Source organism: Pseudomonas sp. S30_BP2TU TE3576 (assembly GCF_050436025.1).
Lineage (GTDB): Bacteria > Pseudomonadota > Gammaproteobacteria > Pseudomonadales > Pseudomonadaceae > Aquipseudomonas.
The window spans coordinates 1,613,642-1,634,733 of record NZ_JBNDLK010000001.1 but is presented as its reverse complement, the minus strand read 5'-3'; the positions used below and the strand labels follow the sequence as shown (position 1 = coordinate 1,634,733).

The 21,092-nt window shown below is 59.2% G+C and carries 20 protein-coding genes; 8 read left to right on the top strand and 12 right to left on the bottom strand.

Translation table 11 applies throughout. The features are described from left to right. Positions 1 to 137: 137 nt before the first annotated feature. Positions 138 to 1,469, bottom strand: a complete 1,332-nt coding sequence (locus tag ABIA48_RS07405; RefSeq protein ID WP_429487601.1) for a putative porin — start codon at positions 1,467 to 1,469, stop codon at positions 138 to 140. Positions 1,470 to 1,748: 279 nt separating this feature from the next. Here ABIA48_RS07405 and ABIA48_RS07400 point away from each other — a divergent pair, with 279 nt between their 5' ends. Further along, positions 1,749 to 2,873 carry a GNAT family N-acetyltransferase gene (locus ABIA48_RS07400; RefSeq protein WP_429487599.1) on the top strand — a complete coding sequence of 375 codons (1,125 nt, stop codon included), beginning with the start codon at positions 1,749 to 1,751 and terminating at the stop codon, positions 2,871 to 2,873. Between the two features lie 18 nt (positions 2,874 to 2,891). On the opposite strand, the gene aqpZ is transcribed toward ABIA48_RS07400, so the two are convergent. The 5 genes from aqpZ to ABIA48_RS07375 all read right to left on the bottom strand — a co-directional run bounded on the left by aqpZ (position 2,892) and on the right by ABIA48_RS07375 (position 8,115). Beyond that, positions 2,892 to 3,590, bottom strand: a complete 699-nt coding sequence (gene aqpZ / locus ABIA48_RS07395) for an aquaporin Z (RefSeq protein WP_007984856.1) — start codon at positions 3,588 to 3,590, stop codon at positions 2,892 to 2,894. A gap of 297 nt (positions 3,591 to 3,887) precedes the next feature. After that, positions 3,888 to 5,720 (bottom strand): ABC transporter ATP-binding protein, encoded by a 1,833-nt coding sequence (locus ABIA48_RS07390; RefSeq protein WP_429492812.1) that lies wholly within the window; start codon positions 5,718 to 5,720, stop codon positions 3,888 to 3,890. 92 nt (positions 5,721 to 5,812) lie between these two features. Further along, positions 5,813 to 6,370: a peptidylprolyl isomerase gene (locus ABIA48_RS07385; RefSeq protein WP_429487597.1), complete on the bottom strand. Its 558-nt coding sequence runs from the start codon at positions 6,368 to 6,370 to the stop codon at positions 5,813 to 5,815. 3 nt (positions 6,371 to 6,373) lie between these two features. Next, positions 6,374 to 7,177 carry an alpha/beta fold hydrolase gene (locus tag ABIA48_RS07380; RefSeq protein ID WP_429487595.1) on the bottom strand — a complete coding sequence of 268 codons (804 nt, stop codon included), beginning with the start codon at positions 7,175 to 7,177 and terminating at the stop codon, positions 6,374 to 6,376. Positions 7,178 to 7,191: 14 nt separating this feature from the next. Then, entirely contained in the window at positions 7,192 to 8,115 is a 924-nt protein-coding gene (locus ABIA48_RS07375; RefSeq protein WP_085717243.1) for a LysR family transcriptional regulator, read from the bottom strand. Positions 8,116 to 8,164: 49 nt separating this feature from the next. Here ABIA48_RS07375 and ABIA48_RS07370 point away from each other — a divergent pair, with 49 nt between their 5' ends. The 3 genes from ABIA48_RS07370 to ABIA48_RS07360 all read left to right on the top strand — a co-directional run bounded on the left by ABIA48_RS07370 (position 8,165) and on the right by ABIA48_RS07360 (position 10,519). Further along, entirely contained in the window at positions 8,165 to 8,479 is a 315-nt protein-coding gene (locus ABIA48_RS07370) for a 3-phosphoglycerate kinase (RefSeq protein ID WP_310063624.1), read from the top strand. Positions 8,480 to 8,707: 228 nt separating this feature from the next. Then, positions 8,708 to 9,307, top strand: a complete 600-nt coding sequence (locus ABIA48_RS07365; protein WP_007984869.1) for an FMN-dependent NADH-azoreductase — start codon at positions 8,708 to 8,710, stop codon at positions 9,305 to 9,307. A 345-nt stretch (positions 9,308 to 9,652) separates the two neighbouring features. Further along, positions 9,653 to 10,519, top strand: coding sequence for a carboxylate/amino acid/amine transporter (locus tag ABIA48_RS07360; RefSeq protein ID WP_007997241.1), 867 nt, complete (start codon positions 9,653 to 9,655; stop codon positions 10,517 to 10,519). A 106-nt stretch (positions 10,520 to 10,625) separates the two neighbouring features. Here ABIA48_RS07360 and ABIA48_RS07355 read toward each other — a convergent pair whose 3' ends face one another. Further along, a complete protein-coding gene (locus ABIA48_RS07355; RefSeq protein ID WP_429487591.1) occupies positions 10,626 to 11,924 on the bottom strand; it encodes a mechanosensitive ion channel family protein in 1,299 nt (432 codons plus the stop codon). Between the two features lie 192 nt (positions 11,925 to 12,116). On the opposite strand from ABIA48_RS07355, the gene ABIA48_RS07350 reads away from it, so the two are divergent. Further along, entirely contained in the window at positions 12,117 to 13,457 is a 1,341-nt protein-coding gene (locus ABIA48_RS07350) for a DEAD/DEAH box helicase (RefSeq protein ID WP_007984884.1), read from the top strand. Positions 13,458 to 13,640: 183 nt separating this feature from the next. Here the strand turns inward: ABIA48_RS07350 and ABIA48_RS07345 are convergent, their stop codons facing one another. The 4 genes from ABIA48_RS07345 to ABIA48_RS07330 form a co-directional block, all read right to left on the bottom strand. Then, complete coding sequence (locus ABIA48_RS07345; RefSeq protein WP_429487589.1) at positions 13,641 to 14,108, bottom strand: AraC family transcriptional regulator; 468 nt, start codon at positions 14,106 to 14,108, stop codon at positions 13,641 to 13,643. Between the two features lie 151 nt (positions 14,109 to 14,259). Further along, entirely contained in the window at positions 14,260 to 14,994 is a 735-nt protein-coding gene (locus ABIA48_RS07340) for a DUF899 domain-containing protein (RefSeq protein WP_429487587.1), read from the bottom strand. 261 nt (positions 14,995 to 15,255) lie between these two features. Continuing rightward, complete coding sequence (locus ABIA48_RS07335) at positions 15,256 to 16,125, bottom strand: DUF6279 family lipoprotein (RefSeq protein ID WP_429487585.1); 870 nt, start codon at positions 16,123 to 16,125, stop codon at positions 15,256 to 15,258. Between the two features lie 304 nt (positions 16,126 to 16,429). Next, entirely contained in the window at positions 16,430 to 16,618 is a 189-nt protein-coding gene (locus ABIA48_RS07330; protein ID WP_015096330.1) for a hypothetical protein, read from the bottom strand. 351 nt (positions 16,619 to 16,969) lie between these two features. On the opposite strand from ABIA48_RS07330, the gene ABIA48_RS07325 reads away from it, so the two are divergent. Both ABIA48_RS07325 and ABIA48_RS07320 read left to right on the top strand, forming a co-directional pair. Continuing rightward, positions 16,970 to 17,806, top strand: a complete 837-nt coding sequence (locus tag ABIA48_RS07325; protein ID WP_204934754.1) for a S1-like domain-containing RNA-binding protein — start codon at positions 16,970 to 16,972, stop codon at positions 17,804 to 17,806. A 193-nt stretch (positions 17,807 to 17,999) separates the two neighbouring features. Then, complete coding sequence (locus ABIA48_RS07320) at positions 18,000 to 18,932, top strand: DMT family transporter (protein ID WP_429487582.1); 933 nt, start codon at positions 18,000 to 18,002, stop codon at positions 18,930 to 18,932. Here the strand turns inward: ABIA48_RS07320 and ABIA48_RS07315 are convergent. Then, entirely contained in the window at positions 18,877 to 20,058 is a 1,182-nt protein-coding gene (locus tag ABIA48_RS07315; protein ID WP_429487580.1) for an MFS transporter, read from the bottom strand. The genes ABIA48_RS07320 and ABIA48_RS07315 overlap by 56 nt on opposite strands. Before the next feature lie 104 nt (positions 20,059 to 20,162). On the opposite strand from ABIA48_RS07315, the gene ptrR reads away from it, so the two are divergent. After that, positions 20,163 to 21,056, top strand: a complete 894-nt coding sequence (gene ptrR / locus ABIA48_RS07310; protein ID WP_429487578.1) for a putrescine utilization regulator PtrR — start codon at positions 20,163 to 20,165, stop codon at positions 21,054 to 21,056. Positions 21,057 to 21,092 lie beyond the last annotated feature (36 nt).

Sequence of the window (21,092 nt, the reverse complement as noted above, 5' to 3'; positions counted from 1 at the left end):
CACAAATGAATATGTGCAGGCGGGGAATTGAAAACAGCCCGGCGTTGACGTGTCGGAGGATGATGGGGACCGACACACCAACGCCAGGCTGTAAAAGCGGCCCGGGCTTCCTTGCCCGGGTCGTGTAGCGGGGTAAATCAGAACTTGGCTTCGGCATCCAGCTGCAGGGTGTTGATGTCCGAATCTTTCTTGTTGATGTTGGCGTTGGTCTGGTCCGAGGTCGCCATGAAGTAGGTCGCGCCCAGGGCAAAGTTCTTGTCCAGGTCGTAGCTCACTTTCAGCTTGCTGCCGCGCGAACCGGTGAAGCCGTTGGCGAAGTCGGAGTCGGTGAAGGCACCCACCACAGCGTTACGCTGTACGTCGCGGTAGTTGTAGTCCAGGTTGAAGCCGTAGAGCTTGGACTTCACACCGGCCAGCCAGCCAGTGTCCTGGTCGTTGCTGGCATCGGTGTTGTTGACGTACTGACCGTACAGCGACAGCGGAACCGGCAGGTTGGTGAAGTCCAGCTGACCAAAGCCTTCGTACAGTTTGAAGGTTTCGTTCGGGCTGTTGCCGTTGACGGCCAGGGCGCATGGCGTGGTAACGGTGCCGGAGGTAGGGCAGGCACTGCTGCTGTCGTTGTCGTAGGAGTAGATACTGCCGCCCAGCGTCATTTTCATGCTGTCGGTGATGGCGAAGCGACCACCCAACTGGCCAGCGTACAGGCGCAGGTCGTGCTTGAACTGCACGCCTTCACCGTCGACGTTGTCCTTGAGGGTGTAGTGACCGGCGCTACCGAACAGCTCGGTGCTGCCGCTCAGCGGGTACTTGTAGGTGACGGCCAGGCCTTCAGGGTTGATGTCGCTGTCCCAGATGATGTCGCCCATGCTCACCCATTGTTGCGGCATCTTGCCGCCAACCAGGTGCAGGTTCTTGATCGCGTCAGGGTGGTAGTCGATGTAACCCTGGTCCAGCCAGATCTGCTTCTTGTCGAAGTAGTTGTTCAGGTCCTGGTTGGTCGAACGAGCGTCGTCATTGCTGCCGGTGGCGATACGGATACCGGTGTCGACCTGCGGGTTGATTTCGCTGTAGGCACCCAGGCGGGCACGAATGCGCTGGCGATCCTGGTCCTTGTTGTTTGGCACGCCATCGTTGTGCACGGTTTCTTCACGGAAACGCACGTCACCCTTGAATTGGGTCTTGGCGGCCCAGGCCAGTTTCTGGTCGAAGGTGCTCAGAGCATCGGTTTTCTTGGCGGTGGCCGCGATTTGCTCATTAGTCTCTTGCTGAGCCTGACGGGCGATCTGCTGGTCTTTCTGATCCCTGGCCAGCTCGGCTTGCAGTTCGCTGTACTGCGCGTTGGTGATCGAGCCGTTAGCCTTGAGCATGTCGAGCAGTTTGGCGTCGACTGCGGCACTGGCCGGAACACTCATGGCCAACAGCAGGCCACCACACAAGGCCGCCGCAGTTTTCGTGGAAGCAAGACGCATATCAATCTCCGAAGATGAGAGGGGATGACAGAGCCATCCGGACACAACCGACCGTAAGGGGCGGAAAACAGTGGCCGGGTATAACCCGGCGCTCTAAAAACAGGCGCCAGTATCGCTATGGTTTATGACAGAGCGGTGGCGATGTGATGTCATGTCGATGACGATACAAAGTCGTCGTGAACTATTGAGTTAGAGCACTGTCGTCGAATTGGCCGTGTGCAAAGGAGAGCGATCGGCGATACTCGCGAGGCTTTCACGCCATGAAGAGTGAGGATGGTGATGCCGTTGCAACGCCTGCAAAGACTGTCAGAAATCGCCCCACGGACCTGGGACGCCCTGGTGCCGGAGAGTCAGCCTTTTCTGCGTCACGCTTTTTTGAGCGCACTGGAAGACAGCGGCAGCGTCGGGCCCCATTCCGGCTGGCAGCCCGAGCATCTGCTGCACGTTGAAGGTGACCGCCTGATCGCTGCGCTGCCCGGTTATCGCAAATGGCATTCCTACGGCGAGTACGTGTTCGATCACGCCTGGGCCGATGCCTGTGAACGCGCCGGCATCGACTACTACCCCAAGCTGTTGGCCGCCGTGCCGTTCAGTCCCGTCACCGGGCCACGGCTGTTGGCGACCACGGTCGAAGACGGCTTCGAGTTATTGAAAAGCCTGCCGGGTTACCTTGAGCTTGAAGGGCTCTCCAGCGCCCACATCAATTTCACCGATGCGTTCACCGACGCGGCATTGAGCGAGCAGCCCGGTTGGTTGCAGCGCGTTGGCTGTCAATACCACTGGCAGAATCGCGGCTACCGGGATTTTCAGGACTTCCTCGACGTGCTCAGTTCGCGCAAGCGCAAACAGATGCGCAAAGAGCGGGAGCAAGTGGCGGGGCAGGGCATTGAATTCGAGTGGCTTGAAGGTCGAGAGCTGAGCCAGACACAGTGGGACTTCGTCTATGCCTGCTACGCCAATACTTACGCGGTGCGCCGGCAAGCGCCGTATCTCACGCGAGAATTTTTCAGCCTGTTGGCCGAACGCATGCCCGAATCGATTCGCGTGGTGCTGGCCAAACAGGGATCACGGCCGGTGGCGATGGCCTTCAGCCTGGTGGGGGGCGACAGTTTCTACGGGCGTTACTGGGGTTGCCTGGCAGAGTTCGACCGCCTGCATTTCGAGACCTGCTTCTACCAGGGCATGGACTACGCCATCGCCAACGGTTTCCAGCGCTTCGATGCGGGGGCTCAGGGGGAGCATAAATTGATTCGCGGATTCGAGCCGGTGATCACCCATTCCTGGCACTACTTGCGCCATCCGGGATTGAAAGCGGCGGTGAAAGACTTCCTGGAGCAGGAGCGGCTGGGGGTACTGGCTTATGCGGAGGATGCGAAGTCAGCCTTGCCTTATCGACAAGGCTGATCTTCACCGTGCAGTGTGTCAGGTGTCTTCCTTGCCCAACCAGCGATACAGCACGCCGCCGACGACTGCACCGAGCAGCGGTGCGACCCAGAACATCCACAGTTGTTGAATCGCCCAGCCGCCGACGATCAGCGCCGGGCCGGTGCTGCGCGCCGGGTTGACCGAGGTGTTGGTGACCGGGATCGAGATCAGGTGGATTAGCGTCAGCCCCAGGCCGATGGCAATCGGTGCCAGTCCAGCCGGTGCACGTTTGTCAGTGGCGCCGAGGATGATCAGGATGAACATCGCCGTCATCACCAGTTCACAGACAAACCCTGCCGCCATCGAATAGCCGCCGGGCGAGTGTTCGCCATAGCCGTTGGATGCCAATCCGCCCGCCAGTTCGAAACCGGGTTTGCCGCTGGCAATGAAGTACAGCAGGGCGGCTGCAATCACGCCGCCAATGACCTGGGCAATGATGTAGGCCGGCAATTCATTGGCCGGAAACCGCCCACCCACCACCAGGCCAAGGGATACCGCAGGATTGAGATGACAGCCGGAAATATGGCCAATGGCGAAGGCCATGGTCAGCACGGTCAGGCCAAACGCGAAGGACACCCCGAGAAGACCGATCCCCACATCCGGAAAAGCCGCCGCCAGCACCGCACTGCCGCAACCACCCAACACCAGCCAGAACGTACCTACCAACTCTGTAGCCGAACGTTTTAACAGAGACATGAGAGTGAGCCCTTTCGAGATTATGCAGCCTTGAGCATCCAGCCGATGGACTGCAGAACCACCTCCAGAACGTTGCAGTGAGTACAGCAGGGTTTTTTCAGAATTCCAGCAGGCAGAAAAAACCGCCAGGCCCCGTTGTTGAAGGGTTCTGGCGGTGTTTTGGGTCTATCGGTCACGCCAATCCCTGTGGGAGCGGGCTTGCTCGCGAAGACGGTGTGTCAGTCGGCATCGTTGTTGAATGATCTACCGCATTCGCGAGCAAGCCCGCTCCCACAGGTTTTGTGGTCGCAGCACTGCTCAGTCGATCCCGACAAACCCGCCGGTCTGGTGTTGCCACAAGCGTGCATACAAACCGCCATGGGCCAGCAGTTCGGCATGGCTGCCGGTTTCGGCGATCTTGCCGTTTTCCAGCACCACCAGCCGGTCCATGCGGGCGATGGTCGAGAGCCGGTGTGCGATGGCGATCACGGTTTTGCCCTGCATCAGGGTTTCGAGGCTTTCCTGGATCGCCGCTTCGACTTCCGAATCCAGTGCTGACGTGGCTTCGTCCATGATCAGGATCGGCGCGTCCTTGAGCAGCACACGGGCAATGGCGATGCGCTGGCGCTGGCCACCGGAGAGTTTCACCCCGCGCTCGCCAACGTGGGCATCGAAACCGGTGCGGCCCTCTGCGTCCGACAGTGAAGGAATGAAACCGTCGGCCCGGGCCTTGTGCACGGCCTCCCAGAGTTCGGCGTCGGTGGCGTCGGGTTTGCCATACAGCAAGTTGTCACGGATCGAACGGTGCAGCAGCGAGGTGTCCTGGGTGATCATGCCGATGCGTTCGCGCAGGCTTTCCTGGCTGACGTCGGCGATGTTCTGGCCGTCAATCAGGATGCGTCCGCCTTCCACGTCATACAGGCGCAGCAGCAGGTTCACCAGGGTCGATTTACCAGCACCGGACGGGCCGATCAGGCCGATTTTTTCACCGGCTTTGATGCTCAGGTTGAGGTCGCCGATGATCCCGCTCTGCTTGCCGTAGTGAAAATCCACATGCTCGAAACGCACTTCGCCACGGGCCACCGCCAGGGGTTTTGCCTGGTCGCGGTCGGTGACGGTGACCGGTTGCGAAATGGTCTGCAAACCGTCCTGCACCATGCCGATGTTTTCGAAGATGCCGGTCACCACCCACATGATCCAGCCGGACATGTTGACGATACGGATCACCAGGCCAGTGGCCAGAGCGATGGCGCCGACGGTGATCAGCGACTGGGTCCACAACCACAGGGCGAGGCCGGTGGTGCAGACGATCAGCAAGCCGTTCAGGCTAGTGATGACCACGTCCATGCTGGTGACCACGCGGCCGGCCAGTTGCGCCTTTTCAGTTTGTTCCTTGATGGCTTCGCGGGCGTATTGCTGTTCGAAATGGGTGTGGGCGAACAGCTTCAGGGTGGTGATATTGGTATAGCCGTCGACAATCCGTCCCATGAGTTTGGAGCGCGCATCAGAGGCCATCACCGAGCGATTCTTCACCCTGGGTACGAAGTAACAGAGGGCGCTGATGAACGCGACGATCCAGGTCAGCAGCGGGAGCATCAGGCGCCAGTCGGCTTCGGCGAACAGCACCAGGGAACTGATGGCGTAGATCAACACATGCCACAGGGCATCCACGGCCTGCACGGCGGAGTCGCGCAGTGAGTTGCCGGTTTGCATGATGCGTTGGGCGATGCGCCCGGCGAAATCATTCTGGAAAAAATTCAGGCTCTGCTTGAGCACATAACTGTGGTTTTGCCAGCGGATCATGCTGGTCATGCTGGGGCTCAGGGTCTGGTGCACCAACAGGTCATGCAGGCCTACGAACACCGGGCGCAGGATCAGGGCAACCACCACCATCCAGGCCAGTTCGAGGCCATGCTCCTTGAAGAAATCGACGTTCGGGGTGCCTTGGGCCAGGTCGATGATGCGGCTCAGGTAGCTGAACAGCGCGACCTCGATCAATGCACCGAACAGCCCGACGATCAGCAGGGCGGCGAAGCTCGGCCAGACCTGCTTGAGGTAATAGGTATAAAAAGGGAATACACGGTCCGGCGGGGACGCCGTCGGCGCGTCACGGAAGATATCGATCAGTTTTTCAAAACGGCGATAGAGCATTGGTTCACTGCCCCGCACAGGGGCTCTCCTTTAAACAGTATGAGCGGCGCCGGAACACCTGCGCCGCTCGAACATCCCTGTTCAGCTTAGTCTCAGTCGATGCGCTTGGCCGACTTGATGAAGACCGGGTCGGCCGGTACGTCCTTCATGCCACCACGAACGGTGGTTGGCGAATTGACGATGATGTCCACATTTTCCATACCTTTGACCACTTTGCCGAAAACGGCATAACCGTCACCCTGATCGAGGAAATCGTTGTCCTTGACGTTAATGAAGAATTGGCTGGTGGCCGAATCAGGATCGGAAGTCCGAGCCATGGACAACGTGCCACGGACGTTATGCAGGCCGTTCTTCGATTCGTTCTTGATCGGCGTCTTGGTTTCTTTTTGCTGCATCTGTTGAGTGAAACCACCACCTTGAACCATGAATCCTGGAATCACACGATGGAAAATAGTGTTGTTGTAGAAGCCACTGTCAACGTATTGAAGAAAGTTCTTGGTGCTGATTGGGGCCTTGACGGGATCCAGTTCGATTTCGACTGGACCATTGGAAGTATCAAGCAGCACATGCGGGGCTTTTTCCGGCGTCGCGGCCATCAGGTTGGCGGCAAACAGGACGGAGCCTGCGGCGAGGGCGATTTTTTTCAGCATGGGTCAGTGATCCTGAGTGGTGGTGTCGACTGCGGTCAGAAAGTCCAGCAGTGTTTGGTTGAAGTGTTCCGGCTGGTCCAGCGGCGTGGCGTGGCGTGAATCGGCGATCACCACCAGCCGCGCATCGGGCAGCAGTTTTACGTAGCTTTCCTTCAGCGCCACCGGTGTGTAGTCACGGTCGGCACTGACGATGAGGGTTGGACAGGTGACTTTCGAAAGTCGTTCCTGGACCCCCCAGCCCACAATGGCATTGAAGCTGGCGAGATAAGCATGTTTGTCGTTTTTTGCCCAGCGCTCGGCCATCTTTTGTCGCAATTCTGCCTGCTCGGGCTTGGGGAACAACTTGTCGCCCAAGGCCTTGCCGATAGCCCCCAGACTCAGCACGCGCATCAGGCTCCAGCGCTTGAACCACTGCCAGTAATCGTCGCGGCTGCGCAGCTTGACCTCGGGTGCACTGTTGACGATGCACAGGCTTTTCAGCAGTTGCGGCTGATCCACGCCCAGTTGAAAGCCGATCATGCCGCCCATGGACAGTCCCACATAATGCGTCGGGCCAAGGTTCAGATGCTCCATCAGCGCGACCAGATCAGCGCTGAAGCCGGCGATGCTGTAGTGCTCGCGAGGCTTGTCGGAGCGGCCATGGCCGCGTACATCAGGAACGATCACCCGGTAACGGGTGGCAAGTGTCGGGATCTGTTTTTCCCAGTCCAGGGTGCTGGAGCCGAGACCGTGGACCAGCAGCAGCGGCGTGCCGTGGCCATATTCCTCATAGTGCAGGTTGCAACCTTCGTGTTCGAAATAGGCCATGCATACACTCCGTGTCAGGCTTGTTCGGGGGCGGCGAACGGTGCGTCCAGTGGTGCAGTGTCAAACGTACGCAGCAGTTCGATGAGAATCTGCGTGGCAGGTCCCAGCGGTTTGTCCTTGTTCGAATACAGGTAAAAGCTCGGGTTGCGGCTACCGCCCTGATCCAACGGTAGCAGCTTGAGCGTACCTTCCTTGAGTTCCCGTTCGATCATGTGCCTGGGCAGCCAGGCAAAACCCAGGCCGCTGCTGACGAAGGTCGCGGCGGTGGCCAGGCTGCCGACGGTCCAGCGCTGTTCGGCACCGAGCCAGCCGACGTCCCGTGGTTGCTGGCGCCCCGAGTCGCGGATCACCACTTGCATCTGGCTTTCCAGGTCCTGGAAGCTCAGTTCGCGGTTGAGGCGGTGCAGGGGATGTTCCGGGTGGGCAACCGCGATGAACTCGACGTCGCTCAATTCCGCGCCCAGGTAGCCGGGAATACTGAACCCGGTGATGGCCAGGTCGGCAACACCTTCGAGCAGGACTTCCTCCACGCCCGACAGCACTTCCTCACGCAGGCGCACCCGGCAGCCACGGCTTTGCGGCATGAATGCAGTCAAGGCGCGGACGAGGCGGGCGCTTGGGTAAGCGGCATCGACCACCAGGCGTACTTCGGCTTCCCAGCCCTGTTCCATGTGATGGGCCAGGTCTTCGAGTTGGCTGGCTTGTTTCACCAGTTGCCGGGAGCGCCGCAACAGCACGCCGCCGGCTTCGGTCAACACGGCTTTGCGTCCGTCGATGCGCAGCAGCGGCACGCCGAGCTGATCCTGCATGCGTGCCACGGTGTAGCTGACCGACGATTGCGAGCGATGCAGCGCCTCGGCGGCCTGGGCGAAACCACCGTGATCGACCACGGCCTGCAGCGTTCGCCATTGATCAAGGGTCACGCGGGGCGCTTTCATGTTGAGCTCCTCTTGTCCTAAGCTGGCAGCCCTTATTGGAGGCTGCTGAATGAAAAAATTCTGTTGTGTGCTGCTGGCGCTGCTGCCGCTGACGGCGATGGCTTACCCGATCGATGTGAAGAAAGACCTCAACGGCATGAAGATCGATTACCAGACCTACGACACGGATAGCGACATCGGCTCCATTCAGGTGGCCAACTACGGCGACGTCGATGCAAGCTGCAAAGCCGTTTTCATCAATGGTCCGGAAGCTCCACGTACCCGCAAGATCGACGTACCGGCCGGCAAGCACAAAAATGCCACCGCCAAGTTCAGCCGCAACATCATCAAGCTGCGCATCGAGCTGACCTGCACCCCGAAATGACAGCAATCTCCTGTGGGAGCGGACTTGCTCGCGAAGAGGCCGTGTCAGTCGATATCAACGTGAATGACACACCGCCTTCGCGAGCAAGCCCGCTCCCGCAGAGTATGTTGAGCTTATAAACGAATTTATTGATGGGTTATAGCAGTTATTTGCGCTTTTTCATCGATATGACTCTGTTTAACCTTCACTCCATCGACCTACAGCATTCTCAGATGGAGGCTACATCCCATGTCCCGCGTTCTGATCATCGAAAGCAGTGCCCGTCAGCAAGACTCGATTTCCCGTCAACTGACCCAGACCTTCATCAGCCAGTGGAAAGCCGCTCACCCGAATGACCAGATCACCGTCCGGGACCTGGCCGTCAAGCCGGTGCCGCACCTGGACATCAACCTGCTGGGTGGCTGGATGAAACCCGCCGAGCAGCGCAGTGACATCGAGCAGGCGTCCCTGGAACGCTCCAACCAGTTGACCGACGAATTGCTCGCCGCCGATGTACTGGTCATGGCCGCGCCCATGTACAACTTTGCGATTCCCAGCACCCTGAAAGCCTGGCTCGACCATGTGCTGCGTGCCGGCGTGACTTTCAAGTACACCGAAACCGGCCCGCAAGGCCTGCTCAGCGGCAAGCGCGCCTACGTGTTGACGGCTCGCGGCGGCATCTATGCCGGCAGCGCCGCCGATCACCAGGAACCGTACCTGCGTCAGGTCATGGGCTTCATCGGTATCCACGATGTGACGTTCATCCACGCCGAAGGCATGAACCTGGGCGGTGACTTCCAGGAGAAAGGCCTGAACCAGGCGAACGCCAAGCTTTCGCAAGTGGCCTGACCCGTTAATCGCCGGATAATCGCTGGATGGTCTAGTGACCTGGCGCAACCCTTCAAGCCTGCACGCGCATCGAACCTCCCTTCGCACTTGTTGCTCCTGAGTGCTCTGGCCCGATTGAACGCTTTAGAGAGATCGGGCTTTTTTTTGCCTGCGATCTGACGAACACCTGCAAAACCCTGTGGGAGCGAGCTTGCTCGCGATTGCGGTGTGTCAGACAAGGTGTTGTCGACTGACACTCAGTCATCGCGAGCAAGCTCGCTCCCACAATGGATTTTTGTATTGTTTGGGTGTTCGCGATCAGTAGCAAAACCCGTTATCGTCGCCGCCATTCGAAATGAGGCAAGCATGGGCTATCTACTTTTTGTCACGCTGATCCAGGCGTTTTCCTTCAGTTTGATCGGCGAATACCTGGCCGGTCATGTCGACAGTTACTTCGCGGTGCTGGTGCGTGTGCTGCTGGCAGGGCTGGTGTTCATTCCTCTGACCCGCTGGCGTTCGGTGGAGCCGGCGTTCATGCGCGGCATGCTGCTGATCGGCGCGTTGCAGTTCGGCGTGACCTACGTCTGCCTGTACCTGAGCTTTCGCGTATTGACGGTGCCGGAAGTGTTGCTGTTCACCATCCTCACGCCGTTGCATGTGACTCTGATTGAAGATGCACTGAATCGTCGCTTCAATCCCTGGGCCCTGGTTGCGGCGCTGGTGGCAGTGGCGGGGGCGGCGGTGATTCGCTTTGACCGGATCAACCCGGACTTCTTCATGGGTTTCCTGTTGCTGCAACTGGCCAACTTCACCTACGCCGCCGGGCAGGTGCTCTATAAACACCTGGTTGCCCGCCACCCGAGCGATCTGCCGCACTACCGACGCTTCGGTTATTTCTACCTTGGCGCACTGGCGGTGGCATTGCCGGCGTTTCTGCTGTTCGGCAAACAGAACTTCCTGCCCGAAGCACCGCTGCAATGGGGCGTGCTGCTGTTCCTCGGCCTGGTCTCGACCGCTTTGGGGCTCTACTGGTGGAACAAAGGCGCGTGCCTGGTCAATGGCGGGACCCTCGCGGTGATGAACAACCTGCACGTGCCCGTGGGGTTGCTGATCAATCTGCTGATCTGGAACCAGCATGAAGAACTGGGGCGGTTGTTGCTCGGTGGTTCGGTGATTTTGCTGGCGGTGTGGATCAGTCGGTTGGGGATACGCAAGTCTTTGGCTGTTCATTGAACCTTGTGGGAGCGAGCTTTCTCGCGATGACGGCATGACAGTCGGCAAAGATGTCGGCTGTGAAATAGCGATCGCGAGCAAGCTCGCTCCCACAGGTTATGTGGTGTTACACCCTGCGCTTTTCGGCTTCGGGAATATGACTCGCGCCCAGTACCGCCGGCAACAACCCGGCTCTCAAATCCGTTCCGCTCGGCTGCTGATACAGGCTCAACCCGAACTCCGGCAGCACCGCCAGCAGGTAATCGAAAATATCACCCTGGATCCGCTCGTAGTCGGCCCATGCCGTGGTGCGGGTAAAGCAGTAGATCTCCAACGGAATGCCTTGGGCCGTGGTCTGCATCTGGCGGACCATGCAGGTCATGTTCGGCTGGATCTCTGTGTGACTTTTCAAGTACGCCAACGCATAGGCCCGAAACGTCCCGATATTGGTCATCCGCCGACGATTAGCCGACATCGCCGCGACGTTACCCTGGGCTTCGTTCCACGCCTTGAGCTCGGCTTTCTTGCGGCTCATGTAATCGGTCAGTAAATGCACCTGGGACAGTTTCAGCTCCTCATCATCGCGGATGAAGCGCACGCCACTGGCGTCGATGAACAGACTGCGTTTGATCCGGCGACCACCGGAAGCCTGCATGCCGCGCCAGTTCTTGAACGACTCGGACATCAGGCGCCAGGTTGGAATCGAGACGATGGTCTTGTCGAAGTTCTGCACCTTGACCGTGTGTAAGGTGATGTCCACCACATCGCCGTCGGCGCCCACCTGGGGCATTTCGATCCAGTCGCCGACCCGCAGCATGTCGTTGCTGGTCAACTGCACGCTGGCGACGAACGACAGCAGCGTGTCCTTGTAGACCAACAGAATCACCGCCGACATGGCACCCAGACCCGACAGCAGCAACAGCGGCGAGCGGTCGATCAGCGTGGCGACGATGACGATCGCACCAAACACGTACAACACCATTTTCGCCAGTTGCACATAGCCTTTGATCGAGCGGGTGCGGGCGTGCTCGGTGCGGGCGTAGATGTCCAGCAGGGCATTGAGCAGGGCGCTGACCGCCAGCAGCAGAAACAGGAAGGTGAAGGACAGCGCGACGTTGCCGAGGAAACCCAGACTGGTCTTGCTCAGGTTCGGTACCAGATTGAGACCGAACTGGATCACCAGCGAAGGGGTGATCTGCGCCAGGCGATGGAACACCTTGTTCTGCAGGAAATCATTGACCCAGTGCAAGGCCGGCTGGCGGCCGAGCATTTTGGCCGCGTGAAGAATGAGATAGCGCGCCACCCGTCCGAGGAACAGCGCAATGGCCAGTAACAGCAGCAATGCCAGGCTGGAATGCACGAGCGGGTGCTGGTCGAGGGCCCCCCAAAGGTCCAGGGCGTTGATCCAGAGCTGTTTGATATCCATGGTTAAAAACGATTCTTCTGTAGGGCGCGAGGGGGGATTAGAGCATTTAAGACGCTTTGTATTACGTTTGAGGAAAAATCAGGCAACAAAAAACCAACTGTTTACCGCCATTTGTATAAAGAAACTCGGCCTGAGCGCTCGAAACCGTTACCCTATGCAGCTGTTTTTTTGCATTTCTTCGAGGTAGCACCCGTGTTTTCCCAATTCGCCCTGCACGAACGCCTGCTCAAAGCCGTGGCCGAGCTGAAATTTGTCGAGCCAACGCCTGTGCAAGCCGCGGCCATTCCGCTGGCGCTCCAGGGGCGTGACCTGCGGGTGACGGCGCAAACCGGTAGCGGCAAAACCGCTGCATTCGTTTTGCCCATCCTCAACCGTCTGATCGGCCCGGCGAAAATCCGCGTCAGCATCAAGACCCTGATCCTGCTGCCGACCCGCGAGCTGGCCCAGCAGACGCTGAAAGAAGTTGAACGTTTCTCGCAGTTCACCTTCATCAAGTCCGGCCTGATCACCGGCGGCGAAGACTTCAAGGTCCAGGCTGCGATGCTGCGCAAGGTGCCGGACATTCTGATCGGTACGCCGGGCCGGATGATCGAGCAACTGAACGCCGGCAACCTCGACCTCAAGGAAGTCGAAGTCCTGGTACTCGACGAAGCCGACCGCATGCTCGACATGGGCTTTGCCGAGGACGTGCAGCGTCTGGTGGACGAATGCCCGAATCGTCAGCAGACCATGCTGTTCTCCGCCACCACTGGCGGTTCCGGCCTGCGCGAGATGATCGCCAAGGTCCTGAACAACCCTGAGCACCTGCAGCTCAACGCGGTCAGCCAGCTGAACGACACCACCCGCCAGCAAATCATTACCGCTGACCACAACCAGCACAAAGAACAGATCGTCAACTGGCTGCTGGCCAACGAGACCTACCAGAAGGCCATCGTCTTCACCAACACCCGGGCCATGGCCGACCGTATCTACGGGCGCCTGGTGGCGCAGGAATACAAAGCGTTCGTGCTGCACGGCGAGAAAGACCAGAAGGATCGCAAACTGGCGATCGACCGCCTGAAGCAGGGCGGCGTGAAAATCCTCGTGGCCACCGACGTCGCTGCCCGCGGTCTGGACGTGGACGGCCTGGACCTGGTGATCAACTTCGACATGCCGCGCAGCGGCGACGAGTACGTGCACCGCATCGGTCGTACCGGCCGCGCCGGTAACGATGGCCTGGCCATCTCGCTGATCTGCCACGGCGACTGGAACCTGATGTCGAGCATCGAACGCTACCTCAAGCAGAGCTTCGAGCGCCGTACCATCAAGGAAGTGAAAGGCACCTACGGCGGACCGAAAAAGGTCAAGGCCTCGGGCAAGGCCGTCGGCGTGAAGAAGAAAAAGACCGACGCCAAGGGCGACAAGAAAAAAACTGCCGCCAAGACCCCGACCAAGCGCAAGAGCGTCAACCGGCCGAAGAGCGATTCCCTGGTCAGCAAGGACGGCATGGCCCCGCTCAAGCGCCGCAAGCCGGAAGCGCCGGCGGCTGAGTAAGTCGTTGTAAGTGCCCCACGAAAAACCCGGACAGTGTCCGGGTTTTTTCATGTCTGATGTTTATCAACGCTCAGTTTTCTTTTCTGCCGATTCCAATTCCTTCAAGCGCTGATCCATCACCTGGCACTATTCGGGGGGGAAGTTCAGTCAAAGGTATGGGCGGCCCCGGGATGCCCGTCTCGATCAGTCTTTCACCGCGATACACATCTGCAGCTCCATGAACCCGGTCTTTTCATCGTAGGAAGCCTCTATCGGATAGCGTTCGAACCCCGGGCGCTGGTCGTATTCCAGGCCACTTTGCGGCATCCACTGCGTGCACATCTCGCACCAGCCGGCTGGAATTTCGCTGGCTGGCCCCGTGAATTCGGCGACGGCATAGCGGCCACCGGGCAGGTGAGTGACGGCGAACGGGTATTTGGGTTCGAAATCGGCGGGCACTTCGACGCAGGCGTCGTAGCGGCAGTATTGCGCTGGCGTGGTGCTCGGGTCGTCGTGGCCGATGCCGTAGCGCACGCGGTTGAGCAGGTTGTTTTCGATCATCCACGGGGCCACCGTTTCGCGCCAGAAGGTACCGATCCCCGGGCCGTAGGGGCCGGTGTAGCGCAGGTAGGCGACGCGGGCCGGGGGCAGGGTTTTGAGGGTGACGTTCATTGTCTTGGCCTTGTTTTTAATCTGGGGACTTTGTGTTGAATGGTCGGGTCTCTTCGCGGGCAAGCCCGCTCCCACAGGGGCCTGGTGTGAACACATATTTTGTGTGTGGGAGCGTGGCTTGCCCGCGAAGGCCGCGCCTCGGTGTCTGGGGCTAACCACTATGGCAGCAGCTCGACTTCTCCTGTTCCTCATATTTGTCGTGATGCCGCACCCACTCCATGATTTCGTCCTCGTTGCGGCCCTTGGGCGTCAGGTCGAGGTAGTTGTAGGCGCCGACCAGCAGGTCCAGGCCCCGGGCATAAGTAGAGTAGGTATGGAAGATTTCGCCGGCGTCATTGCGATAAAACACGCTGAGGCCAGGGAGTTCTTCCTCGGAGCCGTCGGTTTTTTCGTAGTTGTACGTAGCCTTTCCGGCGGCGACGTCTTCGGCTCGGGCACAGACACCAAAGTCATAGTTGAAGTCAGATCCTGCTGACGACACCCAGTCGAACTTCCAGCCCATGCGCCGTTTGAACGCCTGGAATTCGGCGAACGGTGCGTGGGAAACCGCTACCACGGCCACGTCATGGTGGGCCAGGTGCTGGTTGGCGCCGTCGATGTGATCGCTGAGGTATGAGCAACCGGGACAGCCCTCGTCCCAACCCTCGGCGAACATGAAGTGGTAGATGACTAGCTGACTGCGGCCGCCAAACAGGTCGGCCAGTTTCAGTTCGCCGCCGGGGCCCTGGAAGCGGTAGTCCTTGTCGACTCTCACCCAGGGCAGGGCGCGGCGTTCGGCGCTGAGTCTGTCCCTTTCCTTGGTGAAGGCTTTTTCGTGGGCAAGGTGCAATTTGCGTGCGGCGAGCCATTCTTCCCGCGACACGACGGGATGATTCTGAATGTTCATATTGTTTTCTCCTGCGTGGGGCGGGGAGGTGACTTACACAGCCTAGTCGTTTGGCTTGCGTGGAATTCGACATACCGCCGGTCGCTCGTCAGCAAAAGCCCGGCTGAGCGCCTGCTACATGAAGCGCAGATTGCCTGAAGTTTGTGTGGCCCCTCTGTGGGAGCGAGCTTGCTCGCGATGAGGCCATCACATTCAACATTGATTTTGACAGTGAGACCGCAATCGCGAGCAAGCTCGCTCCCACATGGCATTGTGTAGTGCTTAACTTTGTTTCGCCGCTTTCAAGCACTTCAAGTCGCTGAAGTCCTTGCGCACTCCCTCGATTTTTTTCAGCAAACGTTCACGCTGAGCCGGCGTACTTTCAGCCATCAGATTCACGAACAGCGAACGTGCCTGAGCTTCGGTGTTGGCAAAGGCGTGGCGATAGGCGGGCGTCCACAAACTCTCACGATTGACCAGAAGTGTCTCGATTCGTTGTGGGAATTGTGGACTGTGGCGTTGTGCAACGGCCGCGCTGAACTGCTTCTGCCAATGGGCACGGTTGGCAAGCCACTGGATGTTTTGCTCGCCCAAGGCGCTGGACCATGTGGCTACCCGCTGTTGCTGGGTGGTGCTCAGTGGCCCGAGCCAGTCCTTCAGGCGCTTTTCCATGCGCTCGCCGCGCTCCTTGATCTGCTGGTCGAGGGAGGGCTTGAGGTATTCCTCCTGGCGTTTGCGTTGGTCCTTGGCAAAGGCTTCGTTCATTTCGGCGACTTGCTTGTCATCCAGCCCTTGCAACAACTCGATGGCCGACGGGGTGATTTCCCGCGCGGTCTCGGCGATCGCTTGTTCGGCTTCCTGGGCGCGGGCCTGCAATGCGGTATCGGTGACCTGGTTGGTCGCGATCATGGTTTGCAGGCGGTCCAGCCAGTCGAGGTAGCCGGGCAATTGGGTGGTGCAGTGCCAGCTCAGGTGTTCCTTCAGGCGTTCGTTCAGCCAGCTTTTTTGCTCGCCGTTCATGTCCAGGTAGTCGCTGAGCGTCCATGGGATGATCACATCGAGATTGCGGTAGGCCAGGCCTATGCGGCTGCACGCGCCGAGGGCGAGGGCGACGGTGAGCACAACGGCGAAATGTTTAAACCAGCGGGACATGGACGAATCCTTGCGAAAGCCAGTCTTCGGCTCTGATTCTCATGTGAACCCGGGATGAACCCGGCAGTTCAGCCGATAAACAGGAAGGTTTGAACAGGCGTCATTTCATGAACAGTGAGGCAGGCTGGTGAGCCCATTGCAACGCTTGATGCCGACGCGTGCAAGGATACCGGCGAATGATCGGCAATGAAGACCGGGCGGCGATTTTCACAGGATCTGGAGGAGTGGCGCAGGGGAGAAGCGAGGGTTCCAGTCCAAGCGCTTCGAAGCTCAAAGCGCTTTGGGACCAGGTGACGCGAGGGGATTACTTTTTGCCCAGGGTGATCTGCTTGGACGGGCCGAACGTCTGGCCACTGACGCCTTTGGCAATTTGCTGGATTTCACCGCCGGACTTGAGGAACGCTGCGATCTGGCTGTTGATCGATTCGCTGGTTTCGACGGCTGGAGCTGGCTTTGCTTTGCTGGTGGATGCTTTTACGCGCATGGCGGCCATTAACCTGTAGAAAATTAACTTGGCCAGGCATCGTACAGGAAACACCTGATAATTGCTTGGCAAATATCCCCTCGCAATACTCGTGAAGACTGGGCAATCAGTCATCGGTCGATATTTGAAATATGCGCCTAAGCTGCTGTTTTAAATAAGAACATTGCCTTGAAAAATACCGCGTTACGCTGGCCTGGACGTGGCGTAAATGCCCGGATCGGTCTGACGAGCGGACAGGTGTGCGATGCAAACCCGGGAAAATTGAGGCTTTCAGCGGATTTTCTCGTGCCACCGGGCCGGGTGCCAAACGCGACGCTTAAAACCGGGTAGAATGCCGCCCACGCAATGAGGGTATTGGACATGGCTTTAGTCGGGCGCTACAACAGTTTGCAAGTGGTTAAACACACTAACTTCGGTTTATATCTGGACGGTGGCGCGGATGGCGAAATCCTTCTGCCTAATCGTTATATTCCAAAAGATATTCCTACCGAAGATGAAGACTGGCTCAACGTTTTTATTTATCTGGACAGCGATGACAAACTCATCGCAACTACTGAAAAGCCGAAAGTTCAAGTCGGTGAATTCGCCAGTTTGAAAGTTGTTGAAGTCAACAGCATCGGTGTATTCCTGGACTGGGGCTTGCCCAAGGACCTGTTGCTGCCGTTCTCCGAAGAGAAACGGCAGATGAAGGCGGGCGAGTATGTGGTGGTGCACGTCTACCTCGACAAGCACACCCGTCGCATCACCGCGACCGCGCGCCTGGACCGCTACCTGGACAAGACCCCTGCCAACTACACCGCGGGTCAGGAAGTGGACTTGCTGGTGGCCGAAGCCACTGACATGGGCTTCAAGGCCATCATCAACAACAAGCATTGGGGCCTGATCCACAAGAACGAAATCTTCAAGTTCATGCGCGCCGGTAAAGAAGAAAAGGGCTTCATCAAGGAAGTTCGCGCCGACGGCAAAATCAGCCTGAGCCTGCAACCGGTCGGTCAGGAAGCGGCCACCAGCCTGAACTCGAAGATCCTCGCCAGGTTGCGCGAAAACAACGGCACCCTGGCGGTCAGCGACAAGAGCGATCCAGCGTTGATCAGCAGCCTGTTCGGTGTCAGCAAGGGCAACTTCAAGAAGGCCATCGGCGCGTTGTACAAGAATGGCCAGATTGTCATTCATGCCGACCGTATCGAACTGAGTTGATTGCCTGACAATACAGAAGGCCAGGATGGCGCAAGCAGAGAAGTGAAGGTCTCTGGCAGGCGGCATTTTCCGGCCTTCTGGTTAATAATCGACAACTGATTTTTCGCCCCGGTGTTTTCTTTTCAACGAGAAGGCCGGGGCTTTGCTTTTACTGCCGAGTCTTTGCCATGGATTGTGTCTTCGAGGTGTTCCGGTGAGCGCCACTCGGCGCAGCGCCGACGGGTTTGCCCTGCAAGTGATGGTCGGGTTGTGCCTGGTCTGGGGCGTTCAGCAGGTGATGATCAAGTGGGCGGCGGCCGATATTGCGCCGGTGATGCAGGCGGCCGGACGTTCCGGTATGTCGGCGTTGCTGGTCGGGCTGCTGATCTGCTGGAAGGGCGGCTGGAACCAGGTGAGTACAACCTGGCGCGGCGGTTTGTTGGCCGGCGCCTTGTTCGGCCTGGAGTTCTTCTTCATCTCCGAAGGCCTGCAACTGACCACGGCGGCGCACATGTCGGTGTTCCTCTACACCGCGCCGATCTTCACTGCGTTGGGGGTGCACTGGTTGTTGCCCAGTGAGCGCTTGCGACCCTTGCAATGGCTGGGGATTGTCCTGGCCTTTATCGGGATTGCCATCGCGTTTGCCGGGGGCGTGTCCTGGGACAACCTTGATTACCGCATGTTGATGGGTGATGCCTTGGGTGTGCTGGCGGGGGCCGCCTGGGGAGCGACCACTGTGGTGGTACGCGCCTCGCGCCTGTCGGAGGCGCCAGTGACCCTGACGCTGTTCTATCAGTTGATTGTCGGTTTCTTCGGTCTGTTATTGATTGCGCTACTCAGCGGCCAGATAACCCATGTCAGCCTGACCTCCGTGGCAGTGACCAGTGTGCTGTTTCAGGGCGTGGTCGTGTCGTTCTTCAGTTACCTCGTCTGGTTCTGGCTGCTGCGCCGTTACCTGGCGGCTAACCTCGCGGTGTTTTCGTTCATGACGCCGTTGTTCGGCGTCACGTTCGGGGTGGTGCTGTTGGGCGAGGCGCTGAGCCTGAACTTCATCATCGGCGCAGTGCTGGTATTGGCGGGCATCACCTTTGTCAGCGCTGAGCAGTGGTTGCGTCGTCGTTTGCGCAAAGCCCTCGGTCAGCACTGACCGGCGCGATCAACAGACCGCCGGCGATCAGCAAGCCGCTGCCGGCGACCACCAGTGCCGGCTGCAAACCGCCACTGAAATGACTGCTCAGCGCCGCCAGCAATGGTCCGCTGAGCTGGCCCACGGCGAAGCAGGCCGTCAACAGGCCGGCATTGCGCTGGGTGGCGTGCGGGGCCAGTTCCCGGGAGCGTTGCATCACCAGTTGCATGCAGGCCAGGAACGGCGTGCCGCACAGGATCACACCCAGCGCCAGGCCTGGCCCGTTGCCCAGCAGGCAGGCGAACACGCCAGCGGCTTGCAGCCATAACGTCGCCATCAGCCAGTGACGCGTGGCGTCCGGTTTTTGTCGACGCAGACTCACCAGCACCACGCCGGTTGCCGCCGCCAGGCCAAAGCAAGGCCAGAACAGGTCGGCTTGCCATTGGCCATGGAACTGCGCGTTGGCCATTTGCGACAAAAAGGTCGCCGGAATGATGTAGCCCAATCCGTACAAGCCGTAGATCAAGCCCAGGCGAGCGATGCCTTGATGACTCGACGCGCTGGCACTGGGCGCAGCGGTTGCGCCTGTGCCCGTTTGCGGCAGGAACGGCAGGATTCCCAGCAGCATCGCCAGACCTGCGGCGGCGTACACCAGCCACAAGGTGGCGGATGTCTGGCCTAACAGATTCGAGCCCAAGGCCAATAAACCGGTCAGGAAAATCCCCAAACCTGGTCCGGCGAAGACCAGGGCGCCGAGCCTTGGACGCCCGGCCGCTGCCGCGAGCGGCTGGCTCAGGGCGGTGATCATCACCAGCACCCAGGCGCTGGCCACGCCGGTGCCAAAGCGCAGCAGCAAGTGCGACCAGAAACCACTGGCCCAGAACGACGCCAGGGTCAGCAACACGCAGAGCCACAATCCGCCGAGCAAGCGCCAGCGCACTTGTGGTGGACGTCGGGAGAACATGGCGTCCACCGCACCGATGAAATACCCGAGGTAGTTGGCGGCGGCAATCAGCCCGGCGGCGGTCAGGTCGATCTGGCCTTCGCTGAGCAGGTGCGGCAGTTGCGGTGTCAGGGCAAAACGGCCGATGCCCATGGCCATCATCAGGGCAACGAAACTGGCGGATAGGCGAATCAGGGGAGACATGGTCTGGATTCCGTTTGGAGGATCAATGACCGTCAGGCTAGGACTGATTGACTTTCTTTAAAAATGAATAATAGTGAGTAACTTGTTCTTTTTTGGAGAATGTCGTGGAGTTCAGCCAATTGCGCATCTTTCAGGCAGTGGCGGAGGAAGGGTCCATCACCCGGGCCGCCGAACGGCTGCATCGAGTGCCGTCGAACCTGTCGACCCGGCTCAAACAGCTGGAAGAGCAACTGGGTGTCGAACTGTTCCTGCGTGAGCGTCAGCGCTTGCAGCTGTCGCCTGCGGGAAAAGTCCTGCTGGACTACACCGCCAGGCTGTTTGCCTTGCGCGACGAAGCCAGCGCGGCCGTGCAGGGCGGGCAACCGGCGGGCGACTTTGTGCTCGGCACCATGTACAGCACGGCTGCTATCCACCTTCCGGGGCTGTTGGCGCGCTACCACCGGTTGTATCCGGCGGTGAACCTGCAAGTGCAATCCGGCCCCAGCGGTGAATTGCTCGAAGGCCTGCTCACCGGCCGACTCGATGCGGCGCTGGTGGATGGCCCGCTGGAACTGGCCGGGCTCGACGGCGTGCCTTTGTGCGAGGAGCGCCTGGTGCTGATCAGCGAGGCCGATCACCCGCCCGTGCGCAGTGCACTGGATGTGCAAGGGCGTTCAGTGTTCACCTTTCGCCAGGGCTGCTCCTACCGCATGCGCCTGGAAGCCTGGTTCGCCCATGACCATGCGGCCATGGGCCGGGCGATGGAGATCGAGTCCTATCCGGGAATGCTCGCTTGCGTGATTGCCGGTTCCGGCGTGGCGCTGATGTCGGAGTCGATGCTTGCCAGCCTGCCAGGCCGTGAGAGTGTGGCAGTGCATCCGTTGGCCGAACCATTTGCCAGCGCTACCACCTGGCTGATGTGGCGCAAGGGCATGGTCGGGGCCAACCTGAATGCCTGGATCGAGCAGCAACAGGCGGTTTATCCGCCGACATGGGTACAGGCGCAGGAAATTGCCTGAACACAGGCTGATTGTGATGGATTCAGTAACAGATCC